Annotated in this window: 20 protein-coding genes; 10 read left to right on the forward strand and 10 right to left on the reverse strand. The window is 69.4% G+C overall.

The features are described 5' to 3' along the window. Positions 1-6 precede the first annotated feature (6 nt). Entirely contained in the window at positions 7-1020 is a 1014-nt protein-coding gene (locus SK571_RS20225) for a LacI family DNA-binding transcriptional regulator (protein WP_266040462.1), read from the reverse strand. Between the two features lie 121 nt (positions 1021-1141). Here SK571_RS20225 and SK571_RS20230 point away from each other — a divergent pair, with 121 nt between their 5' ends. The 5 genes from SK571_RS20230 to SK571_RS20250 are packed head-to-tail and all read left to right on the forward strand — an operon-like array spanning position 1142 to position 6785. Further along, positions 1142-2419, forward strand: coding sequence for an extracellular solute-binding protein (locus SK571_RS20230; RefSeq protein ID WP_319985646.1), 1278 nt, complete (start codon positions 1142-1144; stop codon positions 2417-2419). After that, positions 2419-3390, forward strand: coding sequence for a carbohydrate ABC transporter permease (locus tag SK571_RS20235; RefSeq protein ID WP_319985647.1), 972 nt, complete (start codon positions 2419-2421; stop codon positions 3388-3390). Before SK571_RS20230 ends, SK571_RS20235 begins: the two co-directional genes overlap by 1 nt. Before the next feature lies 1 nt (position 3391). Then, entirely contained in the window at positions 3392-4207 is an 816-nt protein-coding gene (locus SK571_RS20240) for a carbohydrate ABC transporter permease (RefSeq protein WP_319985648.1), read from the forward strand. A gap of 18 nt (positions 4208-4225) precedes the next feature. After that, positions 4226-5221 (forward strand): endo-1,4-beta-xylanase, encoded by a 996-nt coding sequence (locus SK571_RS20245; RefSeq protein ID WP_319985649.1) that lies wholly within the window; start codon positions 4226-4228, stop codon positions 5219-5221. Positions 5222-5234: 13 nt separating this feature from the next. After that, positions 5235-6785 (forward strand): glycoside hydrolase family 43 protein, encoded by a 1551-nt coding sequence (locus tag SK571_RS20250; protein ID WP_319985650.1) that lies wholly within the window; start codon positions 5235-5237, stop codon positions 6783-6785. A gap of 4 nt (positions 6786-6789) precedes the next feature. On the opposite strand, the gene SK571_RS20255 is transcribed toward SK571_RS20250, so the two are convergent. The 5 genes from SK571_RS20255 to SK571_RS20275 form a co-directional block, all read right to left on the reverse strand. Next, positions 6790-7260, reverse strand: a complete 471-nt coding sequence (locus SK571_RS20255) for a roadblock/LC7 domain-containing protein (RefSeq protein WP_319985651.1) — start codon at positions 7258-7260, stop codon at positions 6790-6792. A 5-nt stretch (positions 7261-7265) separates the two neighbouring features. Further along, positions 7266-7640 (reverse strand): hypothetical protein, encoded by a 375-nt coding sequence (locus tag SK571_RS20260; protein ID WP_319985652.1) that lies wholly within the window; start codon positions 7638-7640, stop codon positions 7266-7268. Between the two features lie 279 nt (positions 7641-7919). Then, a complete protein-coding gene (locus SK571_RS20265; protein ID WP_319985653.1) occupies positions 7920-8615 on the reverse strand; it encodes an RICIN domain-containing protein in 696 nt (231 codons plus the stop codon). Beyond that, positions 8543-8935: a hypothetical protein gene (locus SK571_RS20270; protein ID WP_319985654.1), complete on the reverse strand. Its 393-nt coding sequence runs from the start codon at positions 8933-8935 to the stop codon at positions 8543-8545. Before SK571_RS20270 ends, SK571_RS20265 begins: the two co-directional genes overlap by 73 nt. A gap of 454 nt (positions 8936-9389) precedes the next feature. Beyond that, entirely contained in the window at positions 9390-10127 is a 738-nt protein-coding gene (locus SK571_RS20275) for a FadR/GntR family transcriptional regulator (RefSeq protein ID WP_319985655.1), read from the reverse strand. Positions 10128-10350: 223 nt separating this feature from the next. On the opposite strand from SK571_RS20275, the gene SK571_RS20280 reads away from it, so the two are divergent. Continuing rightward, positions 10351-11778: an RICIN domain-containing protein gene (locus SK571_RS20280; protein ID WP_319985656.1), complete on the forward strand. Its 1428-nt coding sequence runs from the start codon at positions 10351-10353 to the stop codon at positions 11776-11778. An 11-nt stretch (positions 11779-11789) separates the two neighbouring features. On the opposite strand, the gene SK571_RS20285 is transcribed toward SK571_RS20280, so the two are convergent. Together SK571_RS20285 and SK571_RS20290 are read right to left on the reverse strand one after the other, a co-directional pair. After that, positions 11790-12680: a cellulose binding domain-containing protein gene (locus SK571_RS20285; protein WP_319985657.1), complete on the reverse strand. Its 891-nt coding sequence runs from the start codon at positions 12678-12680 to the stop codon at positions 11790-11792. Between the two features lie 208 nt (positions 12681-12888). Continuing rightward, positions 12889-13890, reverse strand: a complete 1002-nt coding sequence (locus SK571_RS20290) for a LacI family DNA-binding transcriptional regulator (RefSeq protein WP_319985658.1) — start codon at positions 13888-13890, stop codon at positions 12889-12891. 212 nt (positions 13891-14102) lie between these two features. Between SK571_RS20290 and SK571_RS20295 the strand changes: the two genes are divergently transcribed. Together SK571_RS20295 and SK571_RS20300 are read left to right on the forward strand one after the other, a co-directional pair. Continuing rightward, positions 14103-15134: a LacI family DNA-binding transcriptional regulator gene (locus SK571_RS20295; RefSeq protein ID WP_319985659.1), complete on the forward strand. Its 1032-nt coding sequence runs from the start codon at positions 14103-14105 to the stop codon at positions 15132-15134. 163 nt (positions 15135-15297) lie between these two features. Then, positions 15298-15987, forward strand: coding sequence for a GH12 family glycosyl hydrolase domain-containing protein (locus SK571_RS20300; RefSeq protein ID WP_319985660.1), 690 nt, complete (start codon positions 15298-15300; stop codon positions 15985-15987). A gap of 4 nt (positions 15988-15991) precedes the next feature. Here SK571_RS20300 and SK571_RS20305 read toward each other — a convergent pair whose 3' ends face one another. Further along, a complete protein-coding gene (locus SK571_RS20305) occupies positions 15992-16969 on the reverse strand; it encodes an acetylxylan esterase (protein WP_319985661.1) in 978 nt (325 codons plus the stop codon). A 33-nt stretch (positions 16970-17002) separates the two neighbouring features. Continuing rightward, positions 17003-19828 (reverse strand): glycoside hydrolase family 3 C-terminal domain-containing protein, encoded by a 2826-nt coding sequence (locus tag SK571_RS20310; protein ID WP_319985662.1) that lies wholly within the window; start codon positions 19826-19828, stop codon positions 17003-17005. Positions 19829-19988: 160 nt separating this feature from the next. On the opposite strand from SK571_RS20310, the gene SK571_RS20315 reads away from it, so the two are divergent. After that, a complete protein-coding gene (locus SK571_RS20315) occupies positions 19989-21671 on the forward strand; it encodes a type 2 periplasmic-binding domain-containing protein (protein WP_319985663.1) in 1683 nt (560 codons plus the stop codon). Positions 21672-21730: 59 nt separating this feature from the next. Then, positions 21731-22624 carry an ABC transporter permease gene (locus tag SK571_RS20320; protein WP_319985664.1) on the forward strand — a complete coding sequence of 298 codons (894 nt, stop codon included), beginning with the start codon at positions 21731-21733 and terminating at the stop codon, positions 22622-22624.

The raw sequence follows: 22624 nt of genomic DNA on the forward strand, positions 1-22624 counted from the left end.
ACAACCTCAGGGGTTCAGTGGGCGGGTCGACTGCCGGACGACCAGTTCGGTGCCCAGGGTGATGTGGGTTTCGTCGGGCTCGGCGCCGTTGATGAGCCGCACCAGCAACTCGACGGCGCGGTGGCCCATCTCGCGTATCGGCTGCTGCACCGTCGAGAGCGGCGGTGTGCACAGCGCGGACTCGGGAATGTTGTCGAAGCCGACCACCGACAGGTCCTCCGGCACCCGCAGGCCGAGCTCGCGGGCGGCGTCGATGGCCGCGATGGCGGTGGTGTCGTTGGCGGCGAAGATGGCGGTCGGCCGGTCGGGCCGGCTCAGCAGGTACCGCGCGGACGCGGCCGCCACGTCCGCGTCGTAGTCACCGCGCCGGACCAGGGTCTCGTCCACCGCGACACCCGCGCTGGCGAGGGCTCCCCGGTAGCCGGTTTCGCGCTGCTGCGCGGATTTCAGGTCCTCGCGGCCGGTGAGCAGCCCGATCCGGCGGTGGCCGAGTGCGAGCAGGTGCTCGGTCGCGAGCCGTCCGCCGTGCAGGTTGTCCGAGTCGACCGTGGGCAGCGCCGCGCGCCCGGTGTGCGGGTCGACCGCGACGACGGGTGTGCCGGGCAGGCCTTCGAGGTCGACGGCCGGCGTGACCAGCACGGCGCCGTCGACTAGGGTGCCGCTCAGCCGCGTGAGGTACCGCTGCTCCCAGCCGTGGGGGTCGCCGGTGCGACCGCCCGCCGAGTACACGACGAGCTCGAAACCGGTGCCGCGAATGGCATCCGCCGCGCCCTTGAGCAGTTCGGTGCTGAACGGCTCGATGTCGGCGACCAGGATGCCGATGACGTTCGTGCGGTGGTTGCGCAGGCTCTGCGCGACGAGGCTCGCCTCGTACCCCATGTCCTTGATCACGGCGGTGACCCGCGCGAACGTCTCCGCGGAGACGCCGTACCGCTGGTTGAGGACCTTGGACACGGTGGCTACCGAGACGCCGGCCTGAGCGGCGACGTCCTTGATCGTGACGCGAGAGCGTGGAGGCACCGGCACAGGCTAGCCGTGTAAAACGTTATCGACAACGATTGACACGAGACCGATTTCACGCAATTCTCTGGCCCCAACACAGGCAGTCCAACCGGCCGACGTCGTCAGGAGTGGACCCGAAATGCGTTCCAGAAAGCCCCTTGCCCTCTTCGCCGCCGCGGCTTTCGTGCTGGCCGGGTGCGGTGGTGGTGGCGGCGACGCCTCCACAGAAGGTCCCGTCACCCTCACCTGGTGGCACAACCGGACCACCGAGCCCATGAAGTCGAAGTGGCAGCAGATCGCCGACGACTTCCACAAGACCCACCCGAACACCTCGTTCACGATCGAACCGCTGCAGAACGAGCAGTTCCAGACCAAGGTGCCGCTCGCCCTGCAGGGCAACACCCCGCCGGACCTCTTCCAGCAGTGGGGCGGCGGAGCGCTCGCCGACCAGCTGAAGTCGGGCAAGATCGCCGACATCACGCAGGCCTCGTCGGGCTGGATCGGTCCGCTGGCCAAGAACGCCGACGGCTGGAAGGCCGGCGGCAAGCAGTACGGTGCGCCGTACCTGATGCACGCGGTCGGGTTCTGGTACCGCAAGGACATCTTCGCCTCCGCCGGAATCACCTCGACACCGACCACTGTGGACGAGCTGAACGCGGCGGTCGCGAAGCTGAAGACCGCGGGCGTCGTGCCGATCGCGCTCGGCGGCAAGGACCGCTGGCCGGACGCGTTCTACTGGGCCTACTTCGCGGTGCGCCAGTGCTCGGTCGACACGCTGAAGAAGGCGGTCGAGAAGACCGAGCTCACCGACCCGTGCTTCCTCAAGGCGGGCGAGAACCTCAAGAGCTTCCTGGACACGAAACCGTTCCAGGACGGGTTCGTCGGGACGCCCGCTCAGCAGGGCGCGGGCAGCTCGGCGGGCCTGGTCGCCAACGGCAAGGCGGCCATGGAGCTGCAGGGCGACTGGAACCCCGACGTGATGCAGGCGCTCACGGAGGACAAGGAGATCGGCTCGAAGATCGGCTGGTTCCCGTTCCCGAGCGTGCCGGGCGGGCAGGGCGATCCGAGCGTGCTGCTCGGCGGTGGTGACGGGTTCTCCTGCACCACCCGCGCGGCCAAGGCGTGTGCCGAGTTCCTCGGGCACCTCGTCGGCGACGACGTGCAGAAGATCCTCGCCGAGACCAACTCCGGTCTGCCGGTGACCCCTGCCGGGGTGGCCGCGCTGAAGAGCGAGCCGCACAAGCAGATCGCCGAGGCCATGACCAAGGCGTCGTATCTCCAGTTCTACTTCGACACCGCGTTCCCGACCAAGGTCGGTCAGGCCCTCAACGACACCATCGCGAACTTCTTCGCGGGTCAGGGCGGACCCGACACCATCGTGAAATCGGTGAGCGAAGCAGCAGCCGGGAACAAATGATGAGTGCCGCGATCACCACGCGGCCGCCGACCGCCCCCGTGCCGCACGCGCCAGCGGCCGGGGGCACCCGGCGGCGGTCCCGACTGCGAACCCGCCTCGAACTCGCCCTGCTGCTCGTCCCGGCACTGGTGCTGTTCGTCGGGTTCGTCCTGATCCCCATCGGCGTAGCCGGTTACTACAGCCTCTACTCGTGGAACGGCTTCGGCCCGCTCACGGACTTCGTGGGGCTGGACAACTACGTCGAGGCCTTCTCCGGTGACGTCTTCCAGGGCGCCATCGGGCACAACCTGATCATCGCCACGCTCTCGATCGTCGTTCAGCTGCCGCTGAGCATCGGCCTGGCGCTGTTGCTCAACCGGAAGCTGCGCGGCCGGACGTTCCTGCGGATGGTGGTCTTCGCGCCGTACGTGTTGTCCGAGGCCGTGACCGCGGTGATCTGGCTGCTGATGCTGCAGCCCGGCGGGTTCGTCGACGCGATCCTGCGCGGTGTGGGCCTGGGTGGACTCGTCCAGCTGTGGCTCGCCGACCAGTCGCTCGTGCTCTACACGCTCTTCCTGGTGATCACGTGGAAGTACATCGGGTTCGGCGTGATCCTGCTGCTGGCCGGCCTGCAGGGCGTTCCGCCCGAGCTGCGGGAGGCCGCCGCGCTGGACGGCGCGAGCGCCTGGCAGACCACCCGGCACGTCGTGCTCCCGTTGCTGGGACCGACGATCAGGATCTGGGTGTTCCTGTCCGTCATCGGGTCGTTGCAGCTCTTCGACCTGGTGTGGATCATGACGCTCGGCGGTCCCGCCAACGCGTCGACGACCATGGCCACCTACCTGGTCGACCACGGCTTCAAGCGCTACGAGTTCGGTTTCGGCAGCGCGGTCGCGGTGATCCTGTTCATCATCTGCTTCCTGTTCGCGTTGCTGTACCAGAGGTTCGCTCTGCGTCGCGACACCCAGGGCGCGTTGACGGGAGTGCGCTGAGATGTCACGTCGTAACACCGTCGGCTACCTCGCCGCGTTCGCCGTCATCGGCGTGACGGTGGTGCCGCTGTTGTTCGTGGTGCTGGGCGGTTTCCGCACCACGGCCCAGATCAACTCCTCACCGGCCGGGTTGCCCGGCCCGTTCGTGTGGGACAACTACCTGGAAGTGGCGACCTCGCTGCAGTTCTGGCGCCTGCTCGGCAACAGCATGCTGATCGCGGTCATCGCGACCACGCTGGCGGTCGTGCTGGGGTCGATGGCGGCGTTCGCGTTGTCCCGCTACGTGTTCCGGGGCCGCGAGGCGTTCTACACGTTGTTCACGCTGGGTCTGCTGTTCCCGCTCGGCGTGGCCACGCTGCCGCTGTACCTGTGGTTGAGAGAGCTGAACCTGCTGGAGAACCCGCTCGGTGTCGCGATTCCGGAGGCGGCGTTCTCGCTGCCCGTCACGATCGTGATCCTGCGGCCGTTCATGAACGCGATCCCCGGTGAGCTCGAGGACGCCGCGCTGCTCGACGGCGCGGCCAAGCTCGGCTTCTTCTGGCGGATCCTGCTCCCGCTGTCGCGGCCGGCGCTGATCACGGTGTCCGTGCTCGCGTTCGTCACGAGCTGGAACTTCTACCTGTTGCCGTTGCTGGTGTTCAACGACTCGACGAACTTCACGCTTCCGCTCGGCGTGGCGATGTTCCAGTCCGAGCACACCCAGGACACCGCGAAGGTGCTCGCCTTCACCGCGCTGTCCATGATCCCCGCGCTCACGTTCTTCGTGCTCGCCGAACGCCGCATGGTCGGGGGCCTCACCGGTTCCGTGAAGGGCTGAATCACAAGGGAGTGAATCATGCGAACCCGATTAGCTGCCGGCATCGCCGTTCTGGTGGTGCTGTCCCAGACAGTTCCCGCTTCGGCGGCGGGACCGTTGAAGAGCGTCACGAACAGGTACGTGGGCAGTGCGGTGGCCGCCCAGCACCTGACCGCCGAGGCCGACTACAAGAAGGTGCTGACGCGGGAGTTCGACAGCGTCACGCCCGAGAACGAGATGAAGTGGGGCGTCGTCGAAGCCGTGCGCGGCCAGTACGACTGGTCGGGCGCGGACGAGATCGTCAGATACGCCAAGAAGACCGGCAAGTCCGTGCGAGGACACACGCTGGTCTGGCACAGCCAGCTGCCGGACTGGGTCGACGACCTCGAGGCGGCGGAGCTGCGGGACGTCGTCAAGAACCACATCAGGACCGAGGCGGGCCGCTACCGCGGCAAGATCCGCGCGTGGGACGTCGTCAACGAGGCGTTCAACGAGGACGGCACCCGCAGGCCGACGGTGTTCCAGGAGAAGCTCGGCGACCGCTACATCGCCGACGCGTTCCGCTGGGCCCACGCGGCCGACCCGAAGGCGAAGCTCTACATCAACGACTACAACGTCGAGGGCCTCAACCCCAAGAGCGACGCGGTCTACGAGCTGGTCAAGTCGTTGAAGCGCCAGGGCGTGCCGATCCACGGCGTCGGCATCCAGGCGCACCTGTCGCTGATGTACGGCTTCCCGGCGGGCGTCAAGGAGAACATCGCCAGGTTCGCCGCGCTCGGGCTGGACGTCGCGATCACCGAGGCCGACGTGCGGATCCCGTTGCCCGTCACGCCCGAGAAGCTGGTCGCGCAGGCGGACTACTTCGGCCAGGTGTGGGACGCCTGCCACGCGGTGCGGCGGTGTGTCGAGTTCACCACGTGGGGCTTCACCGACCGCCACTCGTGGGTGCCGGACGTGTTCCCCGGTGAGGGCGCGGCCTGCCTGTTCGACGAGAACCTGAGGCCGAAGCCGGCCTACGCCCGTCTCAACCCCTAGCGGGAGTCTCCACTTGGCACAGTTCGAGAACCCGGTCCTGCCCGGCTCACACCCCGATCCTTCGGTGTGCCGGGCGGGATCGGACTACTACCTCGTCACGTCGACCTTCGAGTACTTCCCCGGCCTGCCGATCTACCACAGCAGGGACCTGGTGCACTGGCGGCTGCTCGGGCACGTGCTGGACAGGCCGTCCCAGCTGCCGTTGCAGGGCGTGCGCGCGTCCGGCGGCCTGTACGCGCCGACGATCCGCCACCACGACGGAGTGTTCTACGTCGTGTGCACGCTGGTCGGCGGCACGGCGAAGAGCGGCAACTTCGTCGTCACCGCCACCGATCCGGCCGGTGAGTGGTCGGAGCCGCGGTGGCTGCCGGAGGCGGACGGGTTCGACCCGTCGCTGTTCTTCGACGACACCGGCCGCGCGTGGTGGACGGCCACCCGCGAGGTGGCCGGTGGCAGGCCGGGCCAGACCGAGGTCTGGCTGCGCGAGTTCGACCCGGAGCGGCTGGAGCTGATCGGCGACGAGCACGTGCTGTGGACCGGCGCGCTCCGCGACTCCGTGTGGCTCGAAGCACCGCATCTGTACGAAGTGGACGGCAAGTACTTCCTGCTGTGCGCGGAGGGTGGCACGGACTTCGAGCACTCGGTGGTCGTGGCGACGGCGGACGAGGTCACCGGTCCGTACCGCGGTTCACCGCTCAACCCCGTGCTGACCCACCGGCACCTCGGCCGGGACCACCCGATCGCGGCTGTCGGGCACGCCGACCTGGTGCGCACCCAGGAAGACCAGTGGTTCGCGGTGCTGCTCGCGACCCGCCCGTACGGCGGCTACTACTACAACCTCGGCCGCGAGACGTTCCTCGTGCCGGTGTCCTGGGAGGCGGGCGGCCCGGTGTTCAGCCCGGGCACCGGTCGTCTCGAGACCCGGTACGACGTTCCCGACCTGCCCGCGCACCCGTGGCCGGAAGCCGGTCCGACCGACGACTTCGACGCGCCGGTGCTCGGTCCTGAGTGGTCGTTCCTGCGCACACCGGACGAGGAGTTCTGGTCGCTCACGGACCGGCCCGGCCACCTCCGGCTGGCGGTGCGCCCGGAGTCGATCAACGACCTGGTGACGCCGAGCCTGGTCGTCCGGCGCCAGCAGCACCAGGACTTCCACGCGTCCTGCGAGGTCGAGTTCGAGGCCGCGGGTCCGACCGAGTGGGCCGGACTCGTGCTGCTGCAGAACAACGACCACCACGTCAGACTGCTGCTCGGTGCCGGACGCGAGGTCACCCTCGTGCTCCGTGCCGGTGGCCGCGACGAGCTCCTCGCCACGGCACGGCTGCCGGAAGGTCCGGTGCGGCTGTGCTTCGAGGCCGTCGGCCAGGAGTGCAGGGCGCTGGTCGCCGGGTCCGCGCAGGAGTGGCGGCCGCTCGGCGAGCCGTTCGACGGACGGGTGCTCAGCACGCAGGCCGCGGGCGGGTTCACCGGCGTCCACATCGGACTGTACGTGACCGGTGACTGCGTCGCGGGCACCTCGTGGGCGGACTTCGGCAGCTTCACCTACCGGAGCCTGGACGGCTGATCGATCACCGGCGAGCGGCGACCGCCTGCTGCAGCAGGGCCAAGGCCTTCTTGGCCACGACGTTGAACATGCCCATCGTGGTGTCGCGCTCGCCGAGCACCACCAGCAACGTGTCGGCGTCGACCCCGAAGACGCCGACCTGGCCGGACTCGCCCTCGAAGAACACCGCTCGCGGGCTGCCGACCCCGGCCTGCGAGGTGAACTGGGTCGCGAGCCCCGCGGCCGCCGAGGCCATCGCGGCGACGCCGTCGTCCTCGATGCCGCGCGTGACCCCGCACAGCACCAGGCCGTCCCGCGTCGCGACCAGCACCCCGTTGATCGCCACGGAGTCGAAGCTGTCGTGGACCTCCTGCAGTGCCTCGGTCATCAACTTCGCGGCGGCACTGGTAGGCACGTGCCGTTCTGCCGCCGGAGGGGCTTCCGACAGCGGTCCGCGCCGGCGCAGGGGCAGCGCACCCGGTGCCTGGGTCGACATCTCGTTCACACCGTGAGGCCGGCTTCGATGGACTTGAGGTTGTGCCGGGCCAGCGCGAGGTTGGCGCGCTCCCGGTCCAGCACGAGGTAGAGGAACAGCTTCGAGTCGCTCCGCTTGCCCGTCGTCAGCAGGCGGATCAGGTGGTACTGGCGGTGCAGCGTGATGAGGATGTCCTCGATCTCGTCGTTCAGCTTGAGCGCCGCGATCACCCGCTGCTTGGCCCGCACGACCTCGGTGTTGCCGGCCGCGGCCACCTCCAGGTTCAGCCAGTCGCCACCACCGATCGAGCCCAGCGACATGCCGCTGTCGTAGTCCACGAGCGCGGCTCCCACGGCACCGGTGATCGTCATTGCTTCTTTGAGCGCTGTCTCGATGTCCATTGCGACTGCTTCTCCTAGTACGCGACCGGTCACGCGCGGCGACGATCTGCCTGCTCTTCGCTGAAATCCGCTGGCAGACCGTGTGATCGACTCACCCTACGTCGCCGCGCCGGGGCGGGGGACAGGTCCGTTCGGAGCAACGTGCGGGCAGGACAGTCCGTTCAGGACCGGAGGGGAACGGCCCGAGCCTCTACAAAGGACGTTCTCTCGCGGTGAGGCTCACCTGGGTGCCGACAAGGCAGTGGCGTGACCGGCGGACCGGCCACGCCACTGGACGTCCTAGAGCCGCTGGAGCCCGAACCGCTGGTTGAGCCCGCTTCCCGTGGTCCACTGCGAGATGCGGGCACCGTCCGCGGTCGAGGCCTGCCACACGTCCACGGCGAGCCCGCTCTGCCGGTTGACCAGGCTGATCACGCCGAGGCCGTGGTCCACCACCTGCCACTGCCGGCTGGGTGAGCCGGAGTCGGGCTGCTGGGTGATGTCGGCCCCGGTGCTGGAACTCGCGACCTGGAGCACCAGGCCGCTGTGCCGGGCCCGCACGCGGTAGTAGCCGCTGCCGGAGTCGAGGAGGTCGAACACCTGGTTCAGCCCGCCCGTGGCCGTCCACTGGGTGGCGGTGGCACCAGCGGACGCGGATCCGCCGTTGATGTCGACCAGCTTGGAGCTGTGCTGGGCGACGAGCCGGTAGTCCACCCCGGTCTGCACCGGACCGGTGCCGCCACCCGCGGTGCCGACCGGCTCGCTGGACAGCGCCTGTGCGTCGGCGAGGTTCGGGTAGGTGTAGGTGTAGTCGCGGTTGGGGAAGAGCTTGTAGGTGTCGAGGGGGTGCACGCCCCAGCTGTCGTTGCCGCCGATGCCGGTCTGGCGCAGGTTCAGCCGCAGCACCACGTCCTGGCGCCGGGTCAGCTGGTAGTCGTGCCGGACACCTTTCGAGAGGTCCTCCGGCGTGAAGTACGACGGCCGTTGGCACCCCACCACGGGTAGGTGACGTTGAGGTAGATCGGGAAGTCGTAGCCGTGCAGCTGCCAGTTGGACGGCACCGGGATGGTCGCCCAGCCGCTGTCGTCGACGTCGGTGCGCCAGAAGTTCAGGTCGCGGTCCGCGGGGCGGTTGGCGTACTTGGACCGCCATCTGCCGCTGATGTCCAGCCGGAACGGCGAGTTCGTGCGGTCCAGCGCGAGCGCCTGCTGCAGGTCGGCGTAGGGCATCAGGGTGGCGTGCGCCGGTTGGGCGTTGACCGCGAAGATCCCGATGTTGTTGTTCCACTCGGGAATCCGTTGGGAGGGTCGGGCCACGCCGCCGCGGCCGGGAGCGGGGCCGCCGCGGCCGGCGTGGCCAGGCTCGGCACGGCGAACGCCGCGAGTCCTCCGCCGGCGGATCCTGCGTCGGTGCGGCGGCAGGCTCTCGTCAGGGGTGGTGGACGAGGTGCTCTCCTAGCCGGTCAGTGCGGCGAGCGAGCGATCTGACGGGCCGCCGCGGGTGGACAGCCGAACATCGCGACCCCGATGGGAGGAAGGGCCGTTCGAGTTCACGGCACGGCTCACGCCGGCCGATGTCCGGTGCCGGCGGCGGTGCGGCGATCCGGAGAGGTCCTCAGTGGACTGTGGACGGTCTCCTGCCGTGCGGGCACGGCAGGGTGGCCGGGTGTTCCGGCGAGCGGCTGGACGTAGAGCGGCCAGCCTTTTCAGTGCGACACATCACACCGAGCAGCGAGAAGGTTGTAGCACACACCCGGAAGACGGGTCCAGGTCAGCCGAACACGCGGCGCTGGATCTCCCGCCGGTAGTCCTCGAGGGTCCGCTCCACGTGCACGGCGGCCGCGTCGGCGGCGGCTTCGGGGTCGCCCCGCCGGATGGCCTGGTAGAGCGCGGCGTGCTCCTCGACCGCCTCCGCGGTGTGGCTGCCCACCCCGCCGTGGAGGCCGATGATGTTGGACTGGCGCTGCAGGCGGCGGGCCTCGCGCACCGCCGCGACGAGGAACTGGTTGTGCGAGGCGGCCGCGATCGCCGCGTGGAAGTCGTCGTCGCCCTGGTCGAACAGCGCGGCCTGACCGGTGAGGTGACCCTGCCGGCACATCTCGGCGGCGGCCTCGATGGTGTGCAGCTCAGCGGGGGTGGCGCGGGTCGCGGCGTACCTCGCGGCCGCGGTCTCCTGGACCCGGCGGAACTCGAAGAGCATGTAGACGTGGTCGAGGTCGGTGGGCAGGAAGAAGCCGCCCCACCGGGAGGCGCCGAGCATCCCCTCGTCGTTGGCGACGTAGAGCCCGCGGCCCTTGTGCGCGCGCACCCTGCCGAGCGCCGAGAGGATCTTCACGGCCTCCCGCACGACGGTCCGGCTGGTCCCCATGCGGGCGGCCAGCTCGTTCTCGGTCGGCATCCGGTCGCCGGGGCGCAGCTCCAGCTCGGCGATGAGCTCGAGGATCTTCTCCGCCACGACCTCGTAGCCGGGCCGGTAGGCGGGCGGTGCGTACGCGGCATCGGCATCCACCGGACGGCTCCTTCATGAGTAAGACTTTTCCCCGTCGAACGAGGATACACGCGGCGATCGAACGAGCAGGCAAACCCGTCGAACGCGAGTTCAACGCCGTCCAGGGTGAAGATCTCCCGTCAGGCCAGGGCGAAGAATAAGCATGCTCATTTGCTTGACGGTGCCTCTGCCAGGCTGCCATGGTCCCACCGGGCACGGGTGGCACGACGTAGTGGAGCAGTCGATGAGTCGTTGGAAAGCGCTTACCGCCTTGCGGTTGTTGATGTCGATCCTGCTCGCCACCGCACTGGCGACCGCCGTCCCGGCCACCGCGCAGGCGTCCACGAGCCAGTTCAGAGGCGTCAACTGGGCCGACCAGAGGGACAACTTCGTCAACGGCGTGCTGTACCCGTCCGGGCTCAGCGCGTCGGACACCTACTCGTCGGCGGCCGTCGTCGCGGACCGCGTGGTGGGACAGCTGTACTCGCTCACCGGCGCCAACACGGTGCGGCTTCCGATCAACGAGCCGACCGTCACCAACTACTGGGGCACCTACACCGGCGCGATCGACACCGCGCTCGGCAAAGGCAACGTGATCTTCGCGTACTGGGCCCACACCGGTGGCAGGCCGCAGAACCAGGCCGCTTTCGAGAGGATGTGGGACACCGTCATCGCGAAGTACGGTGCCCATCCCAACGCGTACTTCGAGGTCATCAACGAGCCGCACGGCTACAGCACGACCGACCTCAACAACATGTACAGCTCCTGGCTGAACAGGTACTCGGCCGTCCCGCGCGGCAGGGTGGTCCTCGACGGCGCGGGCCTCGCCCAGAACGTCCCCGCGGTCGGCGGCGACAGCAGGCTCAACGGCACGCTGCTCGCGGTGCACGACTACTCGTTCTTCGCCGGGTACGAGAGCGAGACCCAGTGGGCGGACCACATCGCGAGCTACATCGGCGCCTACGCGAGCCGCACCATCGCCACCGAGTGGGGCGGCGCGATGGGTCCGGGCACCAAGAACGGCGTGTCCTTCGACGCGATCGACTACAGCGTGCCGAGCGGGTCGTACATGGCCGACTACGTCCGGGGAGTCAGCGCGAAGCTGCGCAGTCTCGGCATGGGCAGCGTGTACTGGCCCGGCCTGCGCGACGGCGACTGGTACAGCCTCACCACCAGGAGCGGCACGGCGCTGTCGCTGACGAACCGCTCGGGACTGCAACGGCTGCGCTACTCCTGGGGTCTGGGCGACGCGGGCACCGAGGTCGCCGGGATCCGCAACGTCGCGACCGGCTGGTACGTCGACGGTCTCGGCAGGACCACCGAGTCCCCGGCAGGACAGGGCACGGGTGGTGCGAGCCCCGGTCAGCGGTGGGTCGTCGAGAACTCGGGGGCCTACGTCCGGATCAGGAACGCGACCACCGGCCTGTACCTCGACGGCCTGGGCCGCACGGCCAACGGCTCGGACGCGGTCCAGCGCGCCGGCAGCACCGCCACCAGTCAGCAGTGGACGGTGCTGACCGGCACCAGCAGGGGTAACGACGTGCGCATCAGGAACCGCGCCACCGGGCTGTACCTGGACGGCATGGGGCGCGCGTCGACCGCCGCGAACCTCGGCCAGTGGAGTGACAGCAACAGCGTCAACCAGCAGTGGCGGATCGTCGCGGCGGGCTGACCGCGCACACCTCAGGCGAGCGAACAGGCGTGCCCGTTGAGGGTGAAGGCGCGGGGCGTGGTGCTGCTCCCGGACGCGGTGAAGCCCATCAGCACCGACTCTCCCGCCGGGATCGCGACGTTGTACGGCACCGCGGTCGCGGCGACGTCCCCGCCCGTCTGCCGCTGGGTCGCGTTCCACATCTCGGACACCGTCTGCCCGCCGGCGAACGTCCACCGCAACGTCCAGCCGTGGATCTCCGCGGCACCGGTGTTGCGGAGGGTGACGTCGGTGCGGAAGCCGCCCGGCCAGGTGTGAGTGACGACGTAGGCGACCGAACAGCCGGTCACCGGCTTCGGGGCGGCGGGTGTGGACGGGGCCGGGGCGGTGGGAGCCGGTGGTGGGGCGGAACTCGGAGCGACGCAGGGCGGACCCCACCGCCCGAGCCGCTTGGCGGACGCGGACTCCTCCGCCTCTCGCATCGCGCGGTCGTCGGGGTTCTCGCTGCGCGTCATGCCCATCTCGACGGCGAGCAGCGCGTAGTCGGTGCCGTCCGCCAGGCGCAGCGACACCACCGGTTCACCGTCCGGTGTCCGCTCGACGGGCTTCTCGAGCAGCATCGTCTTCGCGAACGTCGTCGACGCGTCCGCCCAGCACGCGTCGGGCGCGGCAAGCCCCTTGACGCGCACCTCCTCGCCGTCGGAGAGCCGCACCGTCCGGACGTCCACGACGTTCTGGACGGTCGCGGAGTACGCGGTCTTGAGCGGCGGCTCGATGATCGAGGGGAACGCGGGCGGCGTCGTGCCGGCGACCGGGGGTGCCGGCTCCCCGCCGCAGCCCGCGACACCGACCAGCAGAACCGCGGCGATCGCCGGCCACCTGGTCGCCGGAGCAGGCCGCGCGTCGCCTCGTGATCGTGTCATTGTTCCTCTGCGGGGCTGCGGCGAACACCAGGAGGAGTACGCCCGAACGGTCGATGTGATCCCGGGAGGCTACGACCTTTCGGAGGAACACGGAAGATCTTTCGCACCAGTGAAAAGTGTTCTTCGACGCTTTCGAGTCGAATTCCTGTCGAATGCTCGGTGCGCGTGAAAATGGAGAACAACGTTGCCGACTCGGCAGCGAGGAAACTCAGCGGCCGGCGGTGCTGCCGCGATCGGTGAGCATCGGCTGGAGGAGACGCACCTCCGGCGCGAGCTCACGGCCCAGACGGGCCATCACCATCTCGACGGCGATCGCTCCCAGGTCCTCCGCGGGAACGGCGATCGAGGTGAGCGGGACGGGCAGCGTCTCCGCGACGTCGTCGGGGCACAGCGTGATCACCGACAGGTCGCCGGGGACGTCCAGCGACCGGCGCCGCAGTTCGAGCAGCAACGGGCCGAGGACGGCCTCGTTGTGCACCACCAGTCCGGTGGTGCCGCGGTCCGGGTGCAGCACGTCGTCCAGGCACTCGGACACCGCGTCGTAGCCGGGGGCGCACGAGTGGACCGAGGCGAGCAGACCGCGTTTGGCGGTCTCGCCCTGGAACCCGGCCAGCAGCCGCGCGGCGAAGCTCGTGCCGCGTGCGTAGACCGGGGGAGGTGAGCCGATCAGCGCGATCGAGCGGTGTCCGCGATCCGCGAGATGGCTCGCCATCTGCCTTCCCGCGGTGGCGAAGTCGAGGTCGAGGCAGCTCAGGCCCTCGTGGTCGTCGGGCACGCCGAGCAGGACGACCGGAGCGTCGACGTCGCGCAGTTCCGGCACGCGCGGATCCGCGCTCTCGACGTCCATCACGATGATCGCGTCCGCCATGGACCGCGCGATGACGCGGTGGGCCTCGCCGGGGCCCGCCTCCTTGGTCAGCAGCAGCACGTCGTAGTCGTGGTCGCGGGCACGTGCCACGATCGACGACACGAACCGCATGATGATCGGCATGTTCTGGTCGGAGTGCAGCGGCACGACCAGGCCGACCACGCGCGACCGGTTCGAGGCGAGCGCCCGCGCTCCGGCGTTGGGGTGGTAGCCGAGGGCCGCGATGCTCTGCTCGACGCGGCGCTTGGTCTCCTCGGAGATGCTGCGCTTGCCGCTCAGCACGTACGAGACCGTGCTGATGGAGACGCCGGCGTGGTGGGCGACCTCCTTGATCGTGATCATGCCCGCCCTTCGCGCCGGTTCGTCGCGAGCATCGTAGTGCGTGGGACCTGTGTGGTCGAACAGCTGTCGAACTCCGGCGCGGTAATCGTCGAACTCGTCGAACAGGTGCGGTGTGCTTGACGTGCGGGTTTCGCCTGTGTCACATTCTGAAACCACGTTCGAAGCGCTTCGATTTCATTCTGCTCAGGCGCTGCGGGACCGGAGGTGTCGACGTGGTCACCATTGTGGACGTGGCGAAGCACGCGGGTGTCGCGCCCAGCACGGTCTCCTACGTGCTGACCGGCAAACGGCCGGTTTCGGCCGAAACCCGAATGCGCGTGGGGGAGAGCATTCGGGTTCTCGGCTACCAGCCGCACGCGGGGGCGAGGGCGTTGGCCGGAAGCCGGACGAATGTGCTGGCCCTCGTCCTGCCGCTGCGGGAGGGCGTGCACCTGCCGGTGGTGATGCGGTTCGCCTCCTCGGTCGTCACGACCGCCCGCGAGCACGACATGGACGTGCTGCTGGTGACCGCGGACGAGGGCGCCGCCGGACTCCGGCGGGTGGCCGGCACGTCCAGGGCGGACGGGTTCCTCGTGATGGACGTGGGGCTGGACGACGAACGGGTGCCGGTGCTGCGCGACCTCGGCCGCCCGGCCGTCCTGCTGGGTCATCCCACCGTGGCCAACGGTCTGACCTGCGTCGACCTGGACTTCGAGGCGGCGGGCGCGCGGTGCGTCGACCACCTCGTCGAGCTCGGGCACCGCAGCATCGGCTTCCTCGGGGCGCCGGGAGCGGTCTACGCGCGCAACACCGGGTTCGCGCAGCGCACCCTCACGGGGTTCAGCTCCGCGGCCATGCGGCGCGGTGTCGCCTCGACGGCCCTGCCCGCCGAACGGCACCGCGACGCCGTGCGCGCCGTGGTCAGGACGCTGCTCGGAGAACTGACGCGGATGACCGCGCTGGTCGTGCACAACGAGGCGGTGCTGGGCTGGGTCGTGGAATGCCTGCGCGCCGAGGGCCGCCGCGTGCCGGAGGACGTCGCCGTGGTCGCGATCTGCCCGGACGAACTCGCTGAGCAGCTGCGACTGACCTCGGTGCAGCTGCCCGCCGACGTGCTGGGGCGGCGCGCGGTCGAGCTGCTGATGGCCAAGCTGAACGGGCAGAAGCCCCCCGCGCTCACGCTGCTGCCGCCGAAGCTGTTCAGCCGGACGGGGCAGGCCGGGCCCAGGCTCGTGGTGGCGCCCCCGCCTCGCCAGGTCGGCTGAGTGGTGAATCGGGATTCGGCGCCACACTCGGGCTTGTATCCTCATCGAATTTTTTCGCTCGGCGGTGTTCGATGATTTCGATGTTAGGTTGAATTCAACGAACCGCTTCGGCTCTCGGGCGGTGCGAATTCCGTTCAATGGTGTGCGGAAGGACAAATCGAAGATGAAAATCGTGCGTGCACTTGTTGTCGTGATGGCTGCTGTCCTGGCGGTCCCCCTGGGGGCCGGCACCGCGTCCGCCGCGGCCTGGAGTTCCTCGGACAGGTGGGGAACGTGGTCGAACGGCGGCTACACGGTGCGCAACAACATCTGGGGCAGCGGGTACGGGCCGCAGACGGTCTGGGCCAACTCCTACAGCAACTGGGGCGTCTGGGCGAACCACCCCAACACCGGGGGGATCAAGTCCTACCCGCACTCGGAACGGCAGGTGAATCGGCGGCTCAGCTCTCTCGGCAGCCTGTCGAGCAGCTTCAACGTCTCCTACCCGAACTCCGGCGCCTACACGACCGCCTACGACATCTGGGCGGACAACCACGCCTACGAGATCATGCTGTGGATGAACAAGGTCGGTCCCGTCGGCCCGATCGGGGCGCGGGAGACGACGGTGTCGGTCGGCGGCCACACCTGGGACGTCCACCGCGGTTCGAACGGCTCGAACCAGGTGTTCTCGTTCGTCCGCACGTCCAACACCGGGTCCGGCACGGTCAACGTCAAGGCCGTGATGGACTGGATCCGCAACCGCGGCTGGTTCGGTGACGTCACGGTCGGCTCCGTCCAGTTCGGCTACGAGATCACCTCGTCCAGCGGCGGTCTCAACTTCACCACCAACAGCTACTCGGTCTCCTTCGGCTGACCGGTCACGGCGCCAGATCCCGGTCGCGCAGCCACTCCAGCTGCGTGACCGGGTTGGACCCGTACCCGCCACCGTGGTCGGCGAACGGCCACACGGTCATCGTCCGGTCCTCGCCCGCGTAGTGGTTGAAGGCGGCGTACACGGTGGACGGCGGGCAGACCGGGTCCATCAGCCCGACGCTGAACAACGACGGCGCCGTCGCCCGTTGCGCGAAGTGGACACCGTCGAAGTAGGACAGCGTGCTGAACGCCGGCTCCACGCGGTGCCTGCTGTGCCAGCGCAGGTACTCCGCGATCTCCACGTACGGCCCCTCGCCGGCCATCTCGGCCGCGCGCCGGAAGTGGCACAGGAACGGCACGTCCGGCAGTGCGGCCGCGACGCGCTCCCGCGCCAGCCCGGCGACGGCGATCGTGAGCCCTCCGCCCTGGCTGCCTCCCGTGACGACCACCCGGTCCGGGTCCACGGCGGGGAGGTGCGGAACCGCGTCCACGGCGCGGACGCAGTCGGTGATGAGGCGGCGGTAGTAGTAGTCGTCCGGTGAGTCGATGCCGCGGGTCATGAGGCCCTTGGCCCACTGGGTGCCCCCGCTCGCCGCGAGGTCCGGGGTGTCGTGGCCCTGGCCGCGGCTGTCGACCACGAGCTGGGCGTACCCGGCGGCGGACCACAGCAGGTGGTCGGTCGGCAGGCCGCGACCGCAGCTGTAGCCCATGTACGTGACGACGACGGGCAGCGGGCCGTCGTTGCCGCGCGGGCGCAGCAGCCAGGCGGCCACCGGGTCGCCGCCGAAGCCGGGGAAGCGGACGTCGGCGACCTCGACGGTGCGCAGCAGGTGCCGGTCGGTGACCTCGGTGGTCTCCACCGCGCCACCGGCCGAGCGGGCCTCGGCGAGGGTCTGCTCCCAGAACGCGTCGAAGTCCGGTGGTGCCTGCATCTCCGGGCGGTAGACGACGAGTTCGTCGAGCGGGGCGTCCGTCAGCGGCATCGAGGCTCCTTCAGGCGGGTCGGCGTGCGGATCTCATTCTGCGGCGGAGAAGCGGAACGACGTGAGCCGGCAGGAGCCGTGCAGGACCACCCGCAGGTCGTGGACCCCGGTCACCGGTGACGGCAGCTCCGACGAGACGGTCGTCCACTCGTACCGGCCGCCGGTGGCCGGTACCGCGATTTCGGCCAGCACTCCCTCGTCCGTCCTGAACTCCAGTCGTGCCGAGGGGTCCTTCGAGGAGATCTCCGCCTCGACGCGGACGGCGCCGGACAGGTCGGTCCGCCCGAACCACAGGGTGGCAGGCCGGCCGGTGTCGGCAGGGGTGACCGCGTCACCGGTCACGCGCGTGGCGTCGACGAGGGTCACGTTGTCGTGGTCGTCGAAGTCGGCGGCGAGAAGGCGGCCGACGCCCGCACGAGGTGCGGGAGCCGGTCCCGCCACCGCGAGCGGGGCGGTGAGCACGACGTCCCCGGCGGAACGGGCGACGAGAACCTCGTAGTCGCCGGGATCCACCGCGAAGGCACCGGTCGTGACGTCCCAGTGAGAGAGCCGGTCCACCGGCAGCCGGAAGGACAGGATCCTGCTCTCGCCGGGATCCAGCGTGACCTTGCGGAAGTCGGCGAGCCGCAGTTTCGGCGCCTCGTAACGAGCCTGCAGCGCACGGACGTAGAGCTGGACGACCTCGCTGCCGGTCCTGGTGCCGGTGTTGGCCAGCGTGACGGAGAGGTCGACGGCGCTGTCCGGGGTGGCGGTGTTCGACGACAGGATCAGGTCGCGGTGGGCGAAGCCGGTGTAGGAGAGGCCGTGGCCGAAGGGGTACAGCGGCGCGGCCCGGTGGTACTGGTAGGTCCAGCCCGCCTTGATGATGTCGTAGTCGAGCGGGTGCGGCAGCGCGTCGCGGCCGCGGTACCAGGTCTGCGGGAGGCGCCCGGAGGGATCGGCCTCGCCGAGCAGGACGGCGGCCAGCGCCCGGCCTGTCTCCTGCCCGCCGTGGGACGTCCACACCACGGCGGGCAGGTGCTCGTCCGCCCAGTCCAGGGCGTAGGGGTAGCTGCTCATCACGACCAGCGCCGTGTCCGGGCGGATCTCCGCGACCGCGCGCAGCAACGCGTCCTGGGCGGCCGGGAGCGCGATTCCCGCGCGGTCCTCGGTCTCCCGTCCGTGGATCAGCGGGTGGTTGCCGAGGACCACCACGGCGACGTCCGCCGACAGTGCGGCGGCCAGCGCTGCCGCGGTGCCGTCCCGCAGGACCTCGCGCTCCCAGCGCTCGGCGGCGTCGGCGGTCTCCGCGGTGACGCTCACCCGGCCGTCGACGGGGTCGACGACGGCGTACCGGCCCGTGAGGACGTTCTGCAGCAGCACCGAGTCCTCGGCGGGCACGAGGCGGAACGTCTCGCGGACCTCCCAGCTCTTGATCCGCTCCTGCTCGGCGGCCAGCGAGGTGTCCTGGAGGCCCAGGTAGCGCCCGGACTCCGCCGACCGCAGCGTCAGCACGCCGTCGCCCCAGTCGACGACGTCGAACGCCGTTTTGCCCAGCAGCTCACCGCTCGTGCGCGAACGCAGCGCGATCCGGTCCGAGCCGTCCGCGACGACCACCTCGCCGCCCTCGCCCAGAACGGACCGGAGTCCATCCGCGACGGTCACCTGGTACGGAAGCGTGCCGCTGTACCAGTCCTCGCACACCATGTCGGCGAGCGGGCCGATGACGGCGATCCGCGCCACGCTGCTCCCGTCGAGCGGCAGCAGTCCTTCGTTGCGCAGCAACACGACCGACTCCGTCGCGGACCGCAGCGCGAGGGCGCGGTGCTCGGCGCAGCCGATGACCTCGGGGCCGATGGTGGCGTACGGGTCGAGTTCGGGGTCGAACTCGCCGAGGCGGAAGCGGATCTCCAGCTGCCGGCGCACGGCGCGGTTCACGTCCTCCTCGCCGATCAGGCCGCGCTCCAGCGCCTCGCGGAGCCTGCCGATCGGGACGGCGCTGTCCTCGCCGTGATCGGTGAAGCTGTCGATGCCCGCCTTGAGGGCGGCGGCGTGGGACTCGGCGTGGTCGTCGAAGTAGTGCTCCGGGTCCACCAGGTTGGACGGCGCCTCCGCGTCGCTGACCACGAACAGCTCACGCCCGGTCGGCTCGGCCCAGCGGCGCAGTTCCGTCTCGATGAGCGGCGTGACGTGGCACGGGCGGCCGTTGACGAGGTTGTAACCGGCCATGGCACCGGTGGCGGCACCCGAGGCGACCACCGGGCGGAAGGCCGCGAGGTCGTACTCCTGCAACACGCGCGGGCGCAGGCCGGAGGACGTGACGCAGCGGTCGTCCTCGTTGTTGTAGGCGAGGAAGTGCTTGAGCACCGGGGCAGTGCGCAGGTACCGGTGGTGGTCGCCCGTGAGGCCGCGGCAGAACGCCGTGCCGATCCGCGCGGTGTGCACCGGGTCCTCGGAGTAGCCCTCCTCGTTGCGGCCCCAGCGGGGGTCGCGCAGCAGGTTCAGCACCGGAGCCCACGCCTGCAGGCTGTTCCTGCCCGTGCCGACGGCGGCCGGGCGGTGGTAGTGGAACGCCCTCAGCTCGACCGAGGTGGCCTCGGCGACGCGGCGCACCAGCTCCTCGTCCCAGGTCGCGCCCAGCCCGACCGCCTGGGGGAAGACCGTGGCGGGGCCCAGCCACGCGACGCCGTGCAGTGCCTCCGACCCGGTGCGGAACGCGTCCACGCCGAGGCGGGGCACGGCCGGTGAGTACTGGTGCAGCATCGCGATCCGCTCGTCGAGCGTGAGCCGCGCGAGGAGATCGTCGACGCGCTTGCGCATCGGCAGCGCGGAGTCGCGAAAAGGCAGCCGATCGACGGCGGGCACGGACTCGGAAACCACGTGGTAACCCCTCAGCTCGGAGCTAGCGTTGAAGCGTTTCGACGTTGTCACGCAGAGGTTTCTGCTGTCAACGGTCTTGTCTGATGCGACCTGCGTCACTAACCTCCCCGACATCTGTTTAAGCGCTTCGACACTTCAACGATGAAGGATCGGTTCCGCCATGGGCAACGAGTTGAACCGCAGAAGCTTCCTGAACGCCGCCGTCTCGGCGGCCGGGCTCGTCGCGATGGGACCACTGCTGTCCGCCTGCGGTAGTGGCCCGGCGCAGCGGGCCGGAGTCGGTTCGGAAGCCGCTCTCAAGGCCGTGTTACCGGCCTACGTGCCGAACACGTCGATCAAGCCGGACATCCCGTCCGTCGCGGGCGGCCCCGACGTGATGACGAACCCCGGCTTCCTCAGCTACCCGGCGAACCGGGTCGCCACGGTGTCCGGCATCCCCGGCAAGGGCGGCACGTACTCGGCCGTCACGCCGCTGTGGGGAACCATCCCGCCCGCAGACAACGCGTTCTACGCGGCCATGAACAAGGCTCTGGGCGTCCAGCTGGAGATGAAGCCGGCCGACGGCAACAACTACAACACCATCATCCCGACGATGACCGCCTCGAAGCGGCTGCCGGACTGGATCCAGCTGCCGACCTGGTGGAACTCCCAGATGAACGTCGGCGGGCTGGTGGGGAACCAGCTCGCGGACCTGACGCCTTTCCTGTCCGGCGACAACATCAAGAAGTACCCGAACCTCGCGGCCATCCCGACCGCCGCGTGGCGCACCGGTGCCTGGGGCGAGAAGCTGTACGGAATCCCCTCCTTCGCCACCGGCTTCCAGATCGCGGGCACCCTCTACTACCGCCGCGACGTCTTCGACGCCAAGGGCATCACCGCCGACCAGGTGAAGTCCGCCGACGACCTGATGAGGCTCGGCAAGGAGCTGACCGACGCCAAGAGCGGCGTGTGGGCGTTCGACGACGTCTACCGCTACCTCTACACCTCCTTCGGCGCGCCGCTGAAGTGGCGGGTGGACAACGGAAAGCTGGTCCACCTGTATGAGACCGAGGAGTTCTACGCCGCGCTCGACTGGAACAACCGGCTCGCCACCTCCGGATACGTGCACCCCGACGCGCTGGCGGGCGACAACGCCAACGGCAACACCAGGTTCTTCGGCGGGAAGACGCTGATCTCCAGTGGTGGCACGGGAACGTGGAACCTCGCCGACCTCCAGTCCGGCAGGGCCGCCGACCCGAACTACCGGCGCGGAGCGTTCAACATCATCGCCGCCGACGGCAAGAGCACGCCGCGCGTGGACATGGGCGCGGGCGCCAGCATCATGAGCTACCTCAACATCAACCTGAAGCCGGAGCAGATCGAGGAGTGCCTGGCCATCGCGAACTACCTCGCGGCGCCGTACGGCTCCGCCGAGTTCACGATGGTCAACTTCGGCGTCGAGGGCACCCACTTCACCATGGTCGACGGCGTGCCGACGGCCACCGAGGCCGGCAAGAAGGAGGTCCAGGCGCAGACCTACCCGTTCCTGGCCGCGCCCGCCGCCGCGGTCAACAGCCCCGGCGTCGACTTCGTCACCAAGGACTACTGCGCCTGGCAGGCCGCCAACGTGAAGGCACTGGCCAAGCCGGTCTTCTGGAACATGAACATCAGCATGCCACAGGCGCAGGCCACCGCGGACGCCGCACAGCAGGTCGAGGACGCGATGAGGGACTGCATCCACGGCAAGAAGTCGGTCGCCGAGGTGAAGGACGCCGTGGCGAGCTGGAAGACCAGTGGCGGCGGGGACAAGCTCATCCAGTGGACGAACGACAACGTCCTGCAGAAGCACGGCACCGGGCAGTGACCACGGCGACCCCGACGCGGCCGGACCGCGGGACGCGACCGGCGCGACTGAGCTGGCGGGTGAGGTTGCGCCGCGACCGGTCGTTGATCCTGATGACGCTGCCCGCCGTCGTCCTGCTGCTGGTCTTCAACTACGTCCCGCTGTTCGGGCTCGTCACCGCGTTCCAGGAGTACGACCCGCTGGCCGGGATCTGGCACAGCACGTGGGCGGGACTCGACCAGTTCCAGCGCCTGTTCGGTGACGCGAACTTCTGGAACGCGGTGCAGAACACGCTGTACCTGAGCTTCGTGCAGCTGATCCTCTTCTTCCCGGTGCCGATCGCGCTGGCGCTGCTGCTCAACTCGGTGCTGTCGTCGAGGGTCCGCAACTTCATCCAGTCGGTCGTCTACCTGCCGCACTTCTTCTCGTGGGTGCTGGCCATCACGATCTTCCAGCAGATGCTCGGCGGCGCGGGTGCGCTCAACCACTTCCTGCGCAACAACGACATCGGTACCTGGGACGTCATGACGAACCCGGACACCTTCGCGTTGCTGATCTCCGCCCAGGTGATCTGGAAGGAGGCGGGCTGGGGGATCATCGTCTTCCTGGCCGCGCTCGCCGCCGTCAACACCGACCTCTACGAGGCCGCGGCGGCGGACGGCGCCGGGCGGTGGCGGCGGCTGTGGCACATCACCCTGCCCGGTCTGCGCGGCGTCATCGTGCTGATGCTGGTGCTGCGCCTGGGAAACGCGCTGACCGTCGGCTTCGAGCAGTTCCTGATCCAGCGCAACGCCGTGGGCTACGACACGGCGGACGTGCTGGACACCTTCTCGTTCTACTACGGCATCGCGACCGGTGACTACAGCTACGGCGCGGCGGCGGGTCTGTTCAAGAGCGTGATCTCGCTGCTGCTCATCTGGGGTGCGAACAAACTGGCGCACGCCTTCGGCGAAGACGGGTTGTACCGGAGGTGA

This window comes from Lentzea kristufekii (assembly GCF_033949925.1).
In the GTDB taxonomy this organism is placed as follows: Bacteria; Actinomycetota; Actinomycetes; order Mycobacteriales; family Pseudonocardiaceae; genus Lentzea; species Lentzea kristufekii.

Excerpts from the sequence above, each read along its gene's own strand:
- SK571_RS20305 (WP_319985661.1), bottom strand. The coding sequence starts at position 16,969 with ATGCCGCTGACGGACGCCCCGCTCGACGAACTCGTCGTCTACCGCCCG.
- SK571_RS20235 (WP_319985647.1), top strand. The coding sequence starts at position 2,419 with ATGAGTGCCGCGATCACCACGCGGCCGCCGACCGCCCCCGTGCCGCAC.
- SK571_RS20280 (WP_319985656.1), top strand. The coding sequence starts at position 10,351 with ATGAGTCGTTGGAAAGCGCTTACCGCCTTGCGGTTGTTGATGTCGATC.
- SK571_RS20315 (WP_319985663.1), top strand. The coding sequence starts at position 19,989 with ATGGGCAACGAGTTGAACCGCAGAAGCTTCCTGAACGCCGCCGTCTCG.
- SK571_RS20260 (WP_319985652.1), bottom strand. The coding sequence starts at position 7,640 with ATGGACATCGAGACAGCGCTCAAAGAAGCAATGACGATCACCGGTGCC.
- SK571_RS20290 (WP_319985658.1), bottom strand. The coding sequence starts at position 13,890 with ATGATCACGATCAAGGAGGTCGCCCACCACGCCGGCGTCTCCATCAGC.
- SK571_RS20245 (WP_319985649.1), top strand. The coding sequence starts at position 4,226 with ATGCGAACCCGATTAGCTGCCGGCATCGCCGTTCTGGTGGTGCTGTCC.
- SK571_RS20285 (WP_319985657.1), bottom strand. The coding sequence starts at position 12,680 with ATGACACGATCACGAGGCGACGCGCGGCCTGCTCCGGCGACCAGGTGG.
- SK571_RS20230 (WP_319985646.1), top strand. The coding sequence starts at position 1,142 with ATGCGTTCCAGAAAGCCCCTTGCCCTCTTCGCCGCCGCGGCTTTCGTG.
- SK571_RS20255 (WP_319985651.1), bottom strand. The coding sequence starts at position 7,260 with ATGTCGACCCAGGCACCGGGTGCGCTGCCCCTGCGCCGGCGCGGACCG.
- SK571_RS20240 (WP_319985648.1), top strand. The coding sequence starts at position 3,392 with ATGTCACGTCGTAACACCGTCGGCTACCTCGCCGCGTTCGCCGTCATC.
- SK571_RS20300 (WP_319985660.1), top strand. The coding sequence starts at position 15,298 with ATGAAAATCGTGCGTGCACTTGTTGTCGTGATGGCTGCTGTCCTGGCG.